The 15,764-nt window shown below is 33.4% G+C and carries 14 protein-coding genes; 9 read left to right on the top strand and 5 right to left on the bottom strand.

Features of this window, described 5'->3' with window-relative positions; all coding sequences use genetic code 11:
* Nucleotides 1-2 precede the first annotated feature (2 nt).
* The 6 genes from sufD (at nt 3) to ACFIQE_RS01985 (ending at nt 8,726) form a co-directional block, all read left to right on the top strand.
* Nucleotides 3-1,265 (top strand): Fe-S cluster assembly protein SufD, encoded by a 1,263-nt coding sequence (sufD, locus tag ACFIQE_RS02010; protein WP_375621244.1) that lies wholly within the window; start codon nt 3-5, stop codon nt 1,263-1,265.
* Nucleotides 1,266-1,275: 10 nt separating this feature from the next.
* A complete protein-coding gene (locus ACFIQE_RS02005; protein ID WP_375621245.1) occupies nt 1,276-2,520 on the top strand; it encodes a cysteine desulfurase in 1,245 nt (414 codons plus the stop codon).
* Nucleotides 2,513-2,914: an SUF system Fe-S cluster assembly protein gene (locus tag ACFIQE_RS02000; protein ID WP_273787976.1), complete on the top strand. Its 402-nt coding sequence runs from the start codon at nt 2,513-2,515 to the stop codon at nt 2,912-2,914. Before ACFIQE_RS02005 ends, ACFIQE_RS02000 begins: the two co-directional genes overlap by 8 nt.
* Nucleotides 2,915-2,997: 83 nt before the next feature.
* On the top strand, nt 2,998-4,641 hold the full coding sequence (locus ACFIQE_RS01995) for a site-specific DNA-methyltransferase (RefSeq protein WP_375640772.1): 1,644 nt from the start codon (nt 2,998-3,000) through the stop codon (nt 4,639-4,641).
* A 22-nt stretch (nt 4,642-4,663) separates the two neighbouring features.
* Entirely contained in the window at nt 4,664-7,417 is a 2,754-nt protein-coding gene (locus ACFIQE_RS01990; protein ID WP_375707225.1) for a DEAD/DEAH box helicase, read from the top strand.
* Nucleotides 7,418-7,787: 370 nt separating this feature from the next.
* Nucleotides 7,788-8,726, top strand: coding sequence for a COG2958 family protein (locus ACFIQE_RS01985; protein ID WP_375611904.1), 939 nt, complete (start codon nt 7,788-7,790; stop codon nt 8,724-8,726).
* Nucleotides 8,727-9,272: 546 nt separating this feature from the next.
* On the opposite strand, the gene sodC is transcribed toward ACFIQE_RS01985, so the two are convergent.
* From sodC to ACFIQE_RS01965, 4 genes are all read right to left on the bottom strand, one after another.
* Nucleotides 9,273-9,800 carry a superoxide dismutase [Cu-Zn] SodC gene (gene sodC, locus ACFIQE_RS01980; RefSeq protein WP_375621248.1) on the bottom strand — a complete coding sequence of 176 codons (528 nt, stop codon included), beginning with the start codon at nt 9,798-9,800 and terminating at the stop codon, nt 9,273-9,275.
* A 452-nt stretch (nt 9,801-10,252) separates the two neighbouring features.
* Nucleotides 10,253-10,576 (bottom strand): hypothetical protein, encoded by a 324-nt coding sequence (locus ACFIQE_RS01975; protein ID WP_375707224.1) that lies wholly within the window; start codon nt 10,574-10,576, stop codon nt 10,253-10,255.
* The gene (locus ACFIQE_RS01970) at nt 10,554-10,898 is read right to left on the bottom strand and encodes a hypothetical protein (RefSeq protein WP_375621250.1); all 345 of its coding nucleotides are present in this window, start codon (nt 10,896-10,898) and stop codon (nt 10,554-10,556) included. The genes ACFIQE_RS01975 and ACFIQE_RS01970 overlap by 23 nt, the downstream gene beginning before the upstream one ends.
* Nucleotides 10,899-11,407: 509 nt before the next feature.
* Nucleotides 11,408-12,634 (bottom strand): UbiH/UbiF family hydroxylase, encoded by a 1,227-nt coding sequence (locus tag ACFIQE_RS01965; protein WP_375707223.1) that lies wholly within the window; start codon nt 12,632-12,634, stop codon nt 11,408-11,410.
* 185 nt (nt 12,635-12,819) lie between these two features.
* Between ACFIQE_RS01965 and pcsA the strand changes: the two genes are divergently transcribed.
* Genes pcsA through ACFIQE_RS01950 form a run of 3 tightly spaced genes read left to right on the top strand, consistent with a single transcriptional unit; the run spans nt 12,820 to nt 15,115 of the window.
* Complete coding sequence (pcsA, locus tag ACFIQE_RS01960; protein ID WP_375621252.1) at nt 12,820-13,632, top strand: phosphatidylcholine synthase; 813 nt, start codon at nt 12,820-12,822, stop codon at nt 13,630-13,632.
* 26 nt (nt 13,633-13,658) lie between these two features.
* Complete coding sequence (locus tag ACFIQE_RS01955; protein WP_375640787.1) at nt 13,659-14,705, top strand: enoyl-CoA hydratase/isomerase family protein; 1,047 nt, start codon at nt 13,659-13,661, stop codon at nt 14,703-14,705.
* Nucleotides 14,702-15,115 carry a DUF6163 family protein gene (locus ACFIQE_RS01950; RefSeq protein WP_375613429.1) on the top strand — a complete coding sequence of 138 codons (414 nt, stop codon included), beginning with the start codon at nt 14,702-14,704 and terminating at the stop codon, nt 15,113-15,115. The genes ACFIQE_RS01955 and ACFIQE_RS01950 overlap by 4 nt, the downstream gene beginning before the upstream one ends.
* Nucleotides 15,116-15,389: 274 nt before the next feature.
* Here the strand turns inward: ACFIQE_RS01950 and ACFIQE_RS01945 are convergent, their stop codons facing one another.
* On the bottom strand, nt 15,390-15,749 hold the full coding sequence (locus tag ACFIQE_RS01945; RefSeq protein WP_273791051.1) for a hypothetical protein: 360 nt from the start codon (nt 15,747-15,749) through the stop codon (nt 15,390-15,392).
* Nucleotides 15,750-15,764 lie beyond the last annotated feature (15 nt).

Here is a 15,764-nt window from a genome sequence, read left to right as displayed (position 1 = left end):
ATATGAATGCACAGCAAAACTTGTTAGCGGTTGAAGAAAATATACTCAGTAATTTCAATCAGTATGTAAACCACTTACCTGGTGATAAAGCTGTACAGGAAATCCGCAAGAAAACTATTGAGCAGTTTCAAATGACACGGCTTCCTTCCCGTAAAATCGAAAGTTGGCATTATACCAATCTGCGTACCTTACTGAAGTCTATTAGCAATTTTTCAAAAGTTCAAGACAATCAATTGGTTGATGCATTGCTTTCAGAAAGTGCTGTTTTCTCCATAAACAATGGAAAAACATCGATAGAGTCAAAGGTAGACAACATTGCAGTAAAACGCCTTTCAGACGCATTAGAAGATAATTCTGTACAGATAAATCAAAACATTTCTGATGAAGATTTTATTGGACAGTTAAATACAGCTTTTGTTACAGATGGTTGGCTTTTTCACATCCCTGAAAATACAAAGTTAAATATCCCCATTGAATTACAAAATATACAAATGGGGGGACAATCTCATATTTTTTCGGATATAAAAGTTGATAAAAATAGTCAAGTTATGTTTATTGAACATCAGGTCGGCAATGATAAAGATACCTTTGTCAGTTCAATATTTTCATTAAATGTTGCTGCTGATAGTGATGTTACGTGGATTCTCATTCGCAATCGTGATTTTAATTCTACACAATTTGGTCGATTTTGTGCTGTTCTTGATCAAAGAGCGAAGTTATCACTTTATGTCATTAATATAGGGAGTCAATTAAATCGCCAAGAAATCGATATTGAATTACAGGGAGAAGAATCTGATTTTCAATTACGCGTCATAAATTTATTATCAGGACAAACACATAGTGATCTTACAATGACTGTTCGTCATGTGGAAGAAAAATCAACATCAACCGAAATTATACGCAATGTGGTTACAGATAAGGCTGTTGGTGTTTTCCAAGGAATAATACGTGTTTCTCAAAAAGCGCAAAAAACAGATGCACGCATGGCTTGTAATAGCCTTATTCTTTCAGATGATGCAGAATTTAATGCAAAGCCTGAACTGGAGATTTTTGCTGATGATGTTGCATGTGGTCATGGTGCAACAGTTGCTAATATTAATCATGATTATCTTTTTTATCTTATGACACGTGGTATCCCTTTTAAAACGGCTCGTGCGCTTTTGATTAAAGGATTTATCTCTGAGCTCATTGATGACATCAAGCAAGATAATATTCAAATCGTTTTGGAGAATATCATTAGTAAATGGCTTGAAAAAAATGTTTAAGGTAGAAAAAATGGAAAATAACGTACAAACATTTACTTATAATGTCGAAGAAATTCGGCGTGATTTTCCTATTTTGCACCATCAAGTTTATGGAAAGCGATTAGCATATCTTGATAGTAGTGCTTCTGCCCAAAAACCAATGTCAGTACTCAATGCAATGAATAATTATTATCACTATAGTTATGCTAATGTGCATAGGGGAATGTATTTTTTAGCCAATATAGCAACACAATCATATGAAAATTCTCGTGAAACCGTTCGTGTTTTTCTAAATGCTCAAAAAGCTGAAGAAATTGTTTTTACGAAAAATGCAACAGAAGCTATTAATACTGTTGCTTATGGTTGGGCGATGCCACAACTCAAAGAAGGTGATGAGATTGTTCTAACGATCATGGAACATCATTCAAATATTATTCCTTGGCATTTTCTCCGTGAACAAAAAGGTGTTAAACTTATTTTTGTTCCTGTCGATGAAAATGGTGTTCTGCACATTGAAGATTTCCAAAAGGCTTTAAGCGAAAAAACGCGGCTTGTTGCTATAACGCATATGTCCAATATATTAGGAACTGTGCCTCCTGTTAAAGAGATTATTAAGCTAGCACATCAAAATTCTATTCCGGTTCTTGTTGATGGTTCTCAAGGAGCAGTACATTTAACCGTTGATGTGCAAGATCTCGATTGTGATTGGTATGTCTTTACAGGTCATAAGCTTTATGGACCCACTGGTATTGGTGTTTTGTATGGTAAAGAAGATAGATTAGAAGAAATGCGTCCTTTTCAAGGGGGAGGGGAAATGATCGAGGAGGTAACAACCGATAAGGTTTTTTATAATGCTCCTCCTTACCGTTTTGAAGCAGGCACTCCTCCTATCGTTGAAGCTATTGGATTAACTGCGGCTATTGATTATATACAAGAGAAAGGTCGGAGTAAGATTCATGCCCATGAGAGGTCCCTTTTAGCTTATGCGCAGGAAAAACTTAAAATGGTTGAGTCATTGCGTATTTATGGTCATTCTCCCAATAAAGGAGCTATTATATCATTTACAATTGAAGGGATTCACGCCCATGATATCGCTATGTTTATTGATAGAAAAGGGGTTGCGATACGTGCGGGAACTCATTGTGCACAGCCTTTATTACAGCGCTTTGGTCTAACATCTATTTGCCGCGCATCGTTAGCCATGTATAACACTCAAGAGGATATAGATCAATTAGTAGAAGCATTGCAAGAAACAAGGACATTTTTTAATGGCTGAATCAATTGAAGAGCGTCATTCTACAGAATCCGTTGAAACTGTAAGCGAAAATAAAAAATCTTACATATCAGCAATTCCAGCAGACGAAATTGATCGTATGACAAATGATATTATTGCTGCTCTCAAAACAGTTTATGACCCAGAGATTCCTGCTGATATTTATGAGCTAGGACTGATTTATCGTATTGATATTGAAGATGATCGTTCAGTAAAAATTGAAATGACTCTTACAGCACCGGGATGTCCTGTTGCAGGTGAAATGCCGGGGTGGGTAGAAAATGCAGTCAGTGCAGTTGAAGGGGTTTCGTATGTTGAAGTCACTATGACTTTTGATCCACCATGGACACCTGATTGTATGTCAGAAGAAGCTCAAATTGCTGTCGGATGGTACTAAAAGTATTGTTAAGAGACTCTAATTTAGCCATTCATGAATAAGCTGTTTACTTTTCACAAGCATTTGAATTTAAGGACGATCGCATGAGTTATAATAAACAAAAACTAGAACTCACTTGGATTGGAAAAGAAAAACGCCCAAAACTAGAGCCTCGTATCTTATTAGAAGATCTTGAAAAATCTTATCACGCTCCGCACCAAGTATCTACCCAAGATATTTTTGATAATAAACTCATTTTTGGTGATAATTTACTCGCACTCAAAGCGCTTGAACAAGAATATATGGGGAAGGTAAAATGTATCTATATCGATCCGCCTTATAATACAGGCAATGCCTTTGAACATTATGAAGATGGTTTAGAGCATTCCATATGGCTCAGCCTTATGAGAGACAGGCTAGAATTGTTACATCATTTACTGGCGGATGATGGAAGTATCTGGATTTCCATTGATGATGATGAACAAGCTTATCTTAAAGTGATGATGGATGAAATTTTTGGTCGCCAAAATTTCATCAACAACATTATTTGGCAAAAAAAATTTGCTCCGCAGAATGATGCAAAGTGGCTTTCAGACAATCATGATTTCGTGATAGTTTATGCCAAAGATAAAACGATTTGGCGCCCTCAATTGCTTCCTCGTTCAAGCGATATGGATGCGCGCTATAAAAATCCTGATAATGATCCGCGTGGGTTATGGCAATCTGGAGATTTGTCCGTAAAAAGAGTAACGCCTAAGGATATTTATGAAATCATCACACCTTCTGGACGCAAGGTGATGCCTCCTAATGGTAGAAGTTGGGCTATAAATGAAAAAAAATTCTTTGAATTATTGAAAGATAATCGCATTTGGTTTGGAACAGATAATAATGGAGTGCCACGTATTAAGCGTTTTTTATCAGAAGTAAAAAATGGTATGGTTTCAATGACGATTTGGCCCTACACAGAAGTGGGACACAACCAAGATGCCAAAAGAGAAGTTAAAATTTTTAATTCTGATAGTGTCTTTACAACTCCTAAACCGGAACGTTTAATGGAACGCATTATTCAACTTGCCACTAATCCCGGTGATCTTGTACTGGATTCTTTTGCTGGTTCTGGCACAACCGGTGCTGTTGCCCATAAAATGGGAAGGAAGTGGATTATGATTGAACTTGGTGAGCATTGTCACACCCACATTATCCCTCGTTTAAAACAAGTCATTGATGGAACTGATCAAGGGGGAATTTCCAAAAGTGTCAATTGGCAAGGTGGCGGTGGATTCCGTTATTATCGCCTTGCACCTTCCTTGTTGCAAAAAGATCCATGGGGACAATGGATTATTAGTCGCGAATATAATGCTGCCATGCTATCAGAAGCCATGTGCAAACATATGGGATTTACCTACGCACCTGATGAAAATCATTATTGGATGCAAGGGTATTCAACCGAAACAGATTATATTTATGTCACAACAAGCGCTATGACCCATGAACAACTCCGTATAATGAGTGAAGAGGTAGGCTCTCATCGCACGTTGCTGGTTTGTGGTACAGCCTTTGATACAAAATCAGCATTCTTTGAAAATCTAACACTCACTAAAATCCCCCGTGCAATATTAGAAAAATGCGAATGGGGAAGGGACGATTACAGTTTAAATGTAGCCAATCTTGAACCAGTGATTGTGGTAAAAGAAAACAACAAAAATAAAGATATTATTACGCAAGCAGAATTAGATTTATTTGAATAGTATATAAAAAGCGGAGTTTTTCATGAACACTGTTGAAAAAAGGATTTCTGCTCGCTTATCGTTACGTGATCCTCAACGTGAATCTTTAAATATTTTGGTAAAAATCTTAGAAAATATAGAGCTTTCTAAAAATGCTGATTTGGTTGCAGAGTTAGAAGTGATAAAAAATCTTTATCCTTCTGTACAAGATTTTGAACGAAACTTTCCCTCTTTTTGTTTTGCCTTAGCAACGGGTGTTGGGAAAACGCGACTTATGGGGGCTTTTATCAGCTATCTTTATTTAACAGGTCGTAGTCGCCATTTTTTTGTTTTAGCGCCAAATTTGACTATTTATGAAAAGTTAAAACAGGATTTTAGTCCCCAAAGTCCGAAGTATGTTTTCAGTGGAATGAGTGAATTTATTGCCAATAGACCCGTTATTATTACAGGTGAAGATTATGAAAGTGGTAAAGGTATTCGCGTTGATGAACACCATATTCAAGGACAAAAGCGTTTGTTTGAGAATAGAGATACGGCCTTTATCAATATTTTTAATATTTCTAAAATTAATACAACGGATAATAAAAAAGGCGCACTAAAATCTAGTATTCCGCGAATTAAACGCTTACAAGAAACGATTGGTGAAAGTTATTTTGATTATCTCGCAAATCTTCCTGATTTAGTTTTGTTAATGGATGAAGCACATCGTTATCGAGCTTCTGCTGGTGCGGCAGCAATTAATGAGTTAAAACCTGTTTTAGGAATAGAGCTTACAGCGACACCAAAAACAATAGGTGCAAAACCCGTAGATTTTAAAAATGTTGTCTATAGTTATTCACTTGCAGAGGCTATGAGAGATGGTTTTGTAAAAGAGCCTGCTGTTGCTACACGTAAAGATTTTCAACCTCAAAATTATACATCTGAACAATTAGAACATATCAAATTACAAGATGCAATTCATGCCCATGAAAACGTGAAAGCAGATTTAATTGCCTATGCCAAAGATTATAACAAAAAGTTTGTTAAGCCTTTTATTTTAGTTGTCGCTCAAGATACAAATCATGCACAGAAATTGCGTGATTTATTGGAAACAGATGATTTTTTTGCAGGAGCTTATAAGGGAAAAGTTATAGAGATTCATACAAAACAGTCGAATATAGAAGAAGATCAAAATATTCAAAAGCTGATTGCAATTGAAGATTCTCATGACCCAACAGAAATTGTTATTCACGTTAATAAATTAAAGGAGGGGTGGGATGTTACGAATCTCTATACTATTGTACCGTTGCGTGCATCGGCTTCAGAAATTTTAACAGAGCAAACAATTGGGCGTGGATTGCGTTTGCCTTATGGGTATAGAACAGGCGTGGAAGCTATTGATCGTTTAACAATTATTGCGCATGATCGTTTTCAAGATATTATTGATCGTGCAAACGATCCAAACTCAATTATAAAAAAGCATATTGAGATTGGAACAGGAGGGAATATCCCCTTTGAAAAGACCGATATAGTGACAGTTCCAAGTCAAGTAGAAGCTTTATTGATACAAACGATGGTAATACGTAATTCCGATATAAATGGAGCATCTTCTGATTTACAAGGTATCATATTACGTCATACAGATTCCCCTACATTAACGCCTGAAGAGCAAGATATTGCAGCGATCGCGTGGGATCTTATCAAAGAGAATGATAAATTGCCAAGTTCTCAAATGCTTTGTTCTGCACAGATACAAGAAAAAATTGCTAATAAAGTTATGAATATTAAGCCTTCATCACAAAAGTCTCTTGTATCAAAAGTGGTGACAATTCTGACAAAACAATTAACAGAACTAATAATAGATATTCCAAATATTATACTCATTCCTTCGCGTGATGTTACTTATGGTTTTTATGATTTTGATTTGGAAAATTTAGAAAACTTAAATTTTCAACCTGTTAGTAAAGAACTTTTAATTCGAGAATTGCGTACCCATAAAAGCATTTTTCTCACATCTAAGAATGAATATGTCAAAGAGCCTTATCTTGAAAACTACATCATTCGTGGTTTGATTGATAATGACTTTGTCGATTATGATAACCATACGCTCTTATTACGAAAATTAGCTAGTCAGATAGTAGAACATTTCCGATCTTATTTACCCAATGATACAGCTGTTGAGAACGTATTAATTCACTATCAGCACAAGCTTACTAGTTTTATTGTTGCGCAATTAAGAGAACATCAATGGGAAACGCAAAAAGATTATGCGGTTAAAGTTACACGAGGTTTTACAATTTTACAACCTATCCATTATGTGTTGCCGCAAGGGACGTCTCCTCTTGATTTTCGTAATATTCCTGCCATTAAAAGCGATGTTAAAAAACTTGTATTCAGCGGCTTTAGAAAATGCTGTTATCCTTTACAAAAGTTTGATTCAGTAGAAGGGGAATTACGATTTGCCCAAATATTAGAGGATGATGCAAAAGTATTGAAATGGATGAAACCCGCTCGAGGTTTTTTCAGAATAGAATATGATAAAGGATCAATCTATGAACCAGACTTTGTTGTAGAAACGAAGGATGCCAAATATCTTTGTGAGCCTAAAAAAGCCTCTGAAATGCAAAATCCTATTGTTTTAAAAAAGAGAGAAGCTGCAGTTCAATGGTGTTGTCATGCAACGCGCTATGCGGCAACTTATGGCGATAAAAAATGGTATTATGTTCTTATTCCCCATGATGCTATTAAAGCAAATAGTAGTTTTGAAGGTTTGTGTGCAGAGTTTACCATTTCAGAATCTATACTTGAGAGCTTATAACTTTTTGCTTCAAAAATAAAACACTTAAGTTTTTTAATTGACGGGTGTGAGGTTTAATCAAATGTTTGAATAATTATTTTAACTTTTTTCTAACGACGTTAAAAGAAAAATGTATAGAAAAGTTATACAAGATTATGCTTTTGTATGGGGATTTGTAGCACATTTACAATTTTTTATAAAAGTACAATCTTATTTTCGTTATGTGAAAAGATCTTTGAGTTATAGTTATAAATTAAAAAAAATATTTTAATTTTATTGAGTAATTTGATAAATGTTCTTTTTTTAAAAAACTTAAACAGTTTATTGTTCTTTCATTTAAAACGCCTGAATATAATGAAATACCCAGAGGATAAAAGGGGGAGTTTTTCATATGACTTTAAATTTAACAAACACTGTTTTTAATTTTTTAAAGAAAAACCCGACAAAAAAGTTTACAGCTCGAGAAATTGCTCAATGGATATTTGAAAATTACCCAGAAAAATGCCGTCAAAAACAAAAGAATTCAACGGCAATAATCACTCCCCTTAATAGTGATGCAGCTCTTATTCAGCAAATTGTTGCTGAAATAGGGGCAAAACGCCCTCAGTTACAAAAGCGTTATTCAGAAATTAAAACCACTGAAGGACGACCGCGACAATATTATTTTACTGAACAAACAGATAGTGCTGAAATTGATACAATAGAGGACAATGCAAAGAGTAGAACAGAAGATGGCTCTGTTAAAGAGCATGATCTTTATCCATTATTATCTAAATTTTTATGGTCAGAGCTTGCAGTTTATAGCAAGCGCATTAATGAGAAATGTTCTCGTAATAAACATGGTGCAGGCGGAAATAAATGGCTTTATCCAGATCTCGTAGGGATGCAAGATTTAAGCAAGGAATGGAATCGTGAAATCAAAGACTGTGTTTTGCAATATTTTGATAAAAAGACAAAGCTTTGGTCTTTTGAAGTAAAAATTCTCATCAATCGTTCAAATTTACGAAAAGCATTTTTTCAAACAGTTAGTAATTCTTCATGGGCTAATTTGAGTTATTTAGTTGCTAGTGAAATTGAAGGAGTTGATACATTAAAAGAGCTTCGGATGCTTTCAAGTTTGCATGGAATTGGATTTATAAGACTTAATAAGGAAAACTCTTCCGAGAGTGAAATCTTAATTCCTGCCAAAGAACGTAGTGATATTGATTGGGATACTGCTAATAGATTAGTGGAGGAAAACAAAGATTTTCTCGATTATATTAAGCTCATTCGTCAATTTTATCAAACTGGTGAGATGCGTCCACTAGATTGGGATCGTATGTATCTATGAGGAGTATTTTTAAAAAGACTCTATTATTTAAAAGCCTTTTTTCAGAGTGATGAAAAATTACTCTAATTATTTTGTTTGACTTATTATATTGATATTGTATCAATTAAAATTTTTCTCACGTACCTCATGAGTAGGGTTGAGTAGGGGAAGAGTAAAAATTCTGTTTTAGACCTGTTATATTTTGTGCATTGAGCGTGATTCCATTAGATACTAGACTTAATGATTATAATTTATTATAAATTTTTTATTATAGAGAGTGAAATTCGACTTTTTTGCTTTTTTACATCAAGCATGGAAAATATTACTTCCTCATATTGAAGTCTTCTTACGGAGAATTTACACTACTATTTCTTTAATTTCCATTGCTGTTCGTTTTGATGATTATTAAGCTTTTTGTTATCCGAACTAAACATTCAAAAAAACATTAATTTTATAAAATATTCACACAGTTTACTCAATTTCTTGAAATAGATTTAAAAAATAAATTTCTCTCACACCTTATGGTAAAGGGAGTGTGTACTGTCGCAGTCTGCCACAATACACTCTTTATTTTTCAATAATACCGCACGCTAAACGTGCACCACCTCCGCCAAGCGGTAATGGTTTATCTGATTGATTATCAGCCCCTAAATGAATGACTAAAGAGCGCCCTTTAATTTCAGAGATTTTTTTTAATCGTGGAGCAAGAACGCTCATTATGGCATATCCCTGCTTATCAACATAAAGTGCTGGTAAATCACCAAGATGACCATTGACATTATAAGGTCCTAAATGTTTTCCGGTATGTTCCGGATCATAATGTCCACCTGCGCTTCCACCAATTATACCATCTTTTGTATCACATGAAGGATTTACATGTACATGAAAACCATGTATCCCTTCTGATAAAGTAGATAAATTAGGGATGAAAATCAAACCGTGTATGTTTTCTTCAATTTTAATGCTACCAATAGCCTTTTTGGAATTGTTATCTTCTAATTTATAAATATTTACTTGTTTTGATAGTGCTAATGCAGAATTTTTATGAATTAAAAATGCCATAAAAAACAATAATGATAATAATATTTTTTTCATGAAATACCTTTATCTTATACTTTAATATATTATATCTATAAATAACAATCTATATTAATGATATATTATATAAATGTCTTAAATTTAAATTTAAGAAAAATAATTTACATAGAAATATTCTGTTATTAGAAAGAGCAAATAAATTAAAGTGTGTTTATATATATTTCTGAACATAACTTTTATTTCTTGATCTATAAAAAATACAGCTTTTATGGATGGATAATTATATCTCGCTTACATTTCTTCAAGAGATGCTTTTAAAAAATCTACTTTTTGAGGTATAATAAGAAATTAAATAAGGAATTTTAGTAAGTTAGATGTTATTTCATTTATAATATGATAATCGTTTCATCAAAAAAAGAACATATAATTTGTTGATGATTTAATTGTTTTTCATAGAAAAAATGACGAGAAATTTCTATTCATTATGAAATTTATAAGAGAAAAAATTATTATGATTCATATAAATTTCCCAATAAAATACAGCATATACCGACACTCCCTCCCATTCCTGATCCTATCAGTGCTCCTATTATTATTCCGGCAGAAAGTGCTACTCCTATACCCATTGCGATAACTGGACCAAATCCTGGAAGAGCAATATAACCATAAGCTGCAAGAGTTGCCGCGATAGCTCCTGATATGCTACCATTTAAACCGCCAATGAAAGCAAATTCTTTAATAGAATGGTAGCACTTTTTTAATTTTTTTTTCTTACAGCTGTGAAAAGAAACGTTGCTGTAAGTTTTTAAATCAATCATATTCTTTTCTTTCATTTTGAATGCTAACTGTTCCTGAATAGTCAACGGATACGAAAAAAAGGGACTTTTTAAATTTTACTAAAGCACGCCAGATACCATTGTCATCTAAGCGCAATCGTTTAATATTCCCAAAACCATTTTGCATAAGACAATTTTTAACTTGTGAAGCAGTAAATGAGTTCTGACCTATTTTAGTGACCTTTTGAGTAGAGCTATAGGTAAAGGTTTGACAATAAGGAAGGTGAAAAACTTCACTTATTGAAGTCGTGACTATCAACGAGACACATGCAATCATTATAAAAAAAGTACTTAATTTCAAAAAATTATTTAGTGTCATCTTGTTACCATTTGTTGAAACAACACTTCATTAACCTCTGTGTTACTAACAGGTTCCAAAGATGATTTTATTTTTAATATTATACTTAACAATAAAAATTTTTAAAAATATATTGATTAAATAAAACTGTTTTTTTATTATTTATTTTCTTATTAAAATTAATTTTATAAAATAACTTTTTCAAAACGGTATTATTTTTCATTTTATTTATATTTCTAAATTTAACAGCTATGATTTAGAAGATATCTTTATAATTTAATTTGTAGTATATAATTCAGTTTTCTCTTATTTCATATCAACATACTAAATATATATAATAATTTTTAATAAAAAATAATTTACAGTTATATTAATTACACATGTTATTATTATAAATAAATCAAATAAATATAATTAATTATTTTAATATAATTTGTTACTTCTTATAAAGAACAAAAATATTTTTTATATCAGTAATAGATATGATTGCAAAATGCAATTTATTATTTTACGTTATTATCCATTATTGCTTAGTAGAGCTGTTTTGATGATTTTGTTGGAAATATTTGCATAATTTCCTTAAATCCATAACCGGGATACATTCCTTCGCGCATAAATAAATTACGTAATGGTGGGAAACTATGCAACAAACCAAGCCCAATGCTTCGTATGATATGAACAGGCAACATATGAGAAAGTAGAGCAGAGTTCAGCGCATGAACAGCTCCACTTCGGATTAATATATCTGGTTTGCGGCATTTGTTATAATGTGCAACAATCATTTCAGAGTTAGAATTGGATATTTTATTGGGTAAAATATCAATTAAAGTTTGGACATCACGGAATCCTAAATTCAATCCCTGTGCCCCAATAGGGGGAAAAACATGAGCGGCTTCACCCACTAAAATTGTTCGATTAGCAGCAAAATGATGAGAAAGAAGTCCGAAAAGCGGCCATGCTTGAATTGATGTTTCTAAGCTTAGCTTTCCAAGCATTGATTGCATTTGGTTTTCGATCATTTTTGCAATTGTTTTTGGTTCTATATTTAATAATTCCTCAGCGCGGGAAGGATGAACAACCCATACAAGACTAGATCTTCGTCCTGGTAGTGGAATCTGTGTAAATGGACCGTGTTCTGTATGAAATTCAGTTGATGTATTTTGATGAGAAAACTCATGAGAAAAGTTGAGAACAAGTGCTTTTTGTGGATAATTCCACTGTTTGACACTTATCCCTGCTGCGGCACGTGTAAGAGAGTGACGTCCATCAGCTGCAACAACAAGTGGTGCTTGAATAATTCTATGATCAGCAAGAGTAATGCATACATGGTTTTTTGTGTGATGAACAGATTTGGCTGCAGAAACAAATCTTGTAATATTGGGTGTATGTGTAACAGCGTCGACTAAAGCACTGTTCAATTTTACATTAGGTATATTATAGCCAAAAGCTTTTTCGCCAATTTCAGTAGAAGAAAAATGCACCGTAGGAGCATGCACAATTCTAGAAGTTATATCTATAATTCTCATGGACGATAAAGCAGCTGCATGTTTTTGAAGATTATCCCAAATATTGAGTTTTTGAAGCGTGCGTATCGCGGGCATCATAAGAGCCGTTGTCCGTAACTCATCTGTATGAGCAGGGGGCCCAACAAGAAAAACAGAAAGCCCCTTCTGTGCAAGACTCAGCGCGGCTAACATTCCGACAGGACCTGCACCAATAACAGCAGTATCTTTATACTCTTCCTTTTCAAATATCACAACGATTTGAACCTTTATTCATTGAGAAAATATTTTAACATTTCCAAATGATCTCTCTCTTTTTATTATATGAAGCTCTTCTATTATTATAGTATGTAATAAATAATGCGATATAAAAAAGTAACCTTTTTATGATTTTTTTAAATGCTGAGTTATATCATCGTTAAAAAATGGCGTATTGATAGATGGTTGAAGACTTTAAAAACGAGGATAAGAAAACCTTGAAACGTAAATTAACAAAGAAAATCAAAACAAATGCTAAATTATTACGCCATAAAAAAGTAACAATGCCACAAGCAAAGGCCTTTTCCGTTCATTTACTAACAGCTTCGGGATCATTTTTAGCGTTTCTTTCTCTTATATCAGCCTCTCAAAAAGAATGGACAGCTATGTTCTGTTGGCTTGGGCTTGCTCTTCTCGTTGATGGTATAGATGGACCAATTGCACGCAAACTTGATGTTAAATACGTTCTTCCAACATGGTCTGGAGAGCTGTTAGATAATATTATTGATTACGTGACTTATGTCTTAATTCCTGCCTTTGCACTCTATCAAAGTGGTTTCATGGGGGTAGGGTTATCATTTTCATTGAGTGCAATTATTGTTATTTCATCTGCTATTTATTATGCAGATACTAGTATGAAAACTAAAGAAAACTTTTTTAAAGGATTTCCTGTTGTTTGGAATATGATGATTTTTACGCTTTTTGTCGTCAGACCAGGAGAGTGGATTACTTTTATTATTATTGTTCTATCGGCGATTATATCTTTTTTGCCAATTTATTTTATTCATCCAGTAAGAGTCCTTCGTTTACGTAGAATTAATTTTCCCATTTTTCTCTTATGGTGTTTTTTTGGTGTTTCTGCCTTCTTTTATCAACTAGAGGCTCCCTATTGGGTTAAAATAGGAATTTCGGTAACAGGAATTTATATATATTGTATTGGCGCAATCATGCAAATATTTCCTAAACTTGGGGCAAAAAGTATAAAAAAACAATGAAATAATTGTTTTAAGAAGGGTGTGAGATGCAAATTAATTTTGGAGCAGATGATGATATTTCTTTTACGAAAGAAGGGCGTGCTGGTATTATAAAGCTCACACGTCCTTCAGCATTAAACGCTCTTAATCAACGAATGGTTTCAGCTTTAAAAAAAGCTCTCAGAACATGGGAAACAGATGATAATGTTTCTTGTGTCTTAATTGAAGGGGAAGGGCGTGCTTTTTGTGCTGGTGGAGATGTTGTAGAAATCTATCATATGGGGAAAAGTGCTGCTGCTTGTCAATACTTTAGAAATGAATATAGTTTAAATGCTTATATCAAACATTTTTCAAAGCCCTATATTTCTTTCTTAAACGGTATTTGGATGGGAGGAGGGGTAGGTATTTCTCTCTATGGCTCGCATCGAATTGTTACAGAAAATACAGTTTTTGCTATGCCAGAAGGTGCGATTGGATTTTTCCCAGATGTAGGTGCAAGTTTTTTCTTACCATCTCTTCCCAATCATTTTGGTATCTATCTTGCATTAACGGGTGCACGTATAAAGTGGGGAGATTGCTTAAATTTAGGATTAGCAACACACGCCGTTGCTGAAACTGAATTCGATATGATTAGAAAAGCTGTTATTGAGCAAGGAGATCCTACTTTAGCTTTAAACGAGCGAGCAATTACAAAAGACTATGAAACAAGTCATGAAATACGTTGTATTATTAACACTTGTTTTAGTGCCCATACCTTAGAAGAATGTCTCGAGTTGCTACATAAAAAAAGCAATGCAGATGTTTTATTTGCTAAAGAATGTTATGATATTTTGCAGTCACGTTCTCCGACAAGTTTAAAAGTTATCTGGAAACAAATGAAACAAAGTTCATCTCAAACGTTGGAAGATTGTATGAAAATTGAAAACCGCATAGCGTATCATATGATTCATTCACATGATTTTTATGAAGGTATACGTGCTATGTTAATCGATAAGGATAAAAGACCTCAATGGCAACCAGATAAACTTTCAAATGTGACAGATGAAATGGTAGATTCTTACTTCCAACCTGTTGAACAAGAGTTATTATTGTGAAAAATAATTCTCACAAACAGATTTCAAAAATCAATTTAATCTATAACTGTTACTTACGGTTTTTAGCATTTATTTGCTTAGTTCTAGGTATTTGTTATTGGATACGCCTTGTTGGGGTTTTTCCAGGTATTCTATGGCGTTTTGATCTTATGCCTTGGCAGTGGCAATTTGCATCAGCTATATTGGCTATTCTCTATCCTATTGCCTTAGTTGGACTTTGGATGTATTCACTATGGGGTATCATTGTGTGGTGTATTGCAGCGTTGATTGAAGCAATAACAATATATTATTCCGATTTTATTTATCAGCCATTTGTACCATTATTTCATGGAATATTGTTTTTAGCTTTTATAGTACTACAAATTGTAATTATTTTTTTTAAAAGAGTAAAAAATAAAAAAACATTGTAATTGAAATTTTCGAGCCAGAATAACAGGCTCGATTTTCGATCTTAGCTAACTTAAGTAGCTCATTTTAAAGCTTTACTTTTCTATAAAGTTCCATAATATATATTATGCGATAATATGATGCAGAAGATAAATCCTTTATCCAAAAAGAAAACCCTACTTTAAAACATCATCATAATATTTATATCATACAATTTACTTTTAAAATAAATTTTGGTCTTTAAGGTATATTCCTTAAAGACCAAAAAATGAAATTACATATGATAAATAAGAAAAATTACTGTACTATTTTACAACGTTTCATACGTGCAAGATCACTTAAAACAGCATTACGATTATTTAAAGCCGAAATTTCATTACTTTCACTGGATTTAGTATCCATAAAAAACAAAGCAGGTACAAATACAACACTTGCCGCTGCTAAAGCCACATTTTTATTTCTTGCTTTAGAACGCTCTGCAATTGTATCATTAATCTGACGTTTATTAGCAAAAAACTCCCGTTGAATATCGGCACAACTCATTGATCCGTCATGTAATGTTGTCGTTGCAATATTTTTTTCTAAACGCCCCCCACATGCTGTCAAGGAAACCGCTAAAACCACAATACATACACCCCGCTTAAAATTCTTATACATAAAAGCCTCATTTTT

Origin of the sequence: Bartonella sp. AA1HLJMS (assembly GCF_042197445.1) — a bacterium.
Taxonomy (GTDB): domain Bacteria; phylum Pseudomonadota; class Alphaproteobacteria; order Rhizobiales; family Rhizobiaceae; genus Bartonella.
Note: the sequence above shows the minus strand (reverse complement) of the source record. Positions and strands in the feature narration are given on the sequence as shown.

What these genes read in the sequence shown, in the direction of transcription:
- sufD (WP_375621244.1), top strand. Translation starts at nt 3, where the DNA reads ATGAATGCACAGCAAAACTTGTTAGCGGTTGAAGAAAATATACTCAGT.
- ACFIQE_RS02005 (WP_375621245.1), top strand. Translation starts at nt 1,276, where the DNA reads ATGGAAAATAACGTACAAACATTTACTTATAATGTCGAAGAAATTCGG.
- ACFIQE_RS02000 (WP_273787976.1), top strand. Translation starts at nt 2,513, where the DNA reads ATGGCTGAATCAATTGAAGAGCGTCATTCTACAGAATCCGTTGAAACT.
- ACFIQE_RS01995 (WP_375640772.1), top strand. Translation starts at nt 2,998, where the DNA reads ATGAGTTATAATAAACAAAAACTAGAACTCACTTGGATTGGAAAAGAA.
- ACFIQE_RS01990 (WP_375707225.1), top strand. Translation starts at nt 4,664, where the DNA reads ATGAACACTGTTGAAAAAAGGATTTCTGCTCGCTTATCGTTACGTGAT.
- ACFIQE_RS01985 (WP_375611904.1), top strand. Translation starts at nt 7,788, where the DNA reads ATGACTTTAAATTTAACAAACACTGTTTTTAATTTTTTAAAGAAAAAC.
- sodC (WP_375621248.1), bottom strand. Translation starts at nt 9,800, where the DNA reads ATGAAAAAAATATTATTATCATTATTGTTTTTTATGGCATTTTTAATT.
- ACFIQE_RS01975 (WP_375707224.1), bottom strand. Translation starts at nt 10,576, where the DNA reads ATGAAAGAAAAGAATATGATTGATTTAAAAACTTACAGCAACGTTTCT.
- ACFIQE_RS01970 (WP_375621250.1), bottom strand. Translation starts at nt 10,898, where the DNA reads ATGACACTAAATAATTTTTTGAAATTAAGTACTTTTTTTATAATGATT.
- pcsA (WP_375621252.1), top strand. Translation starts at nt 12,820, where the DNA reads ATGGTTGAAGACTTTAAAAACGAGGATAAGAAAACCTTGAAACGTAAA.
- ACFIQE_RS01955 (WP_375640787.1), top strand. Translation starts at nt 13,659, where the DNA reads ATGCAAATTAATTTTGGAGCAGATGATGATATTTCTTTTACGAAAGAA.
- ACFIQE_RS01945 (WP_273791051.1), bottom strand. Translation starts at nt 15,749, where the DNA reads ATGTATAAGAATTTTAAGCGGGGTGTATGTATTGTGGTTTTAGCGGTT.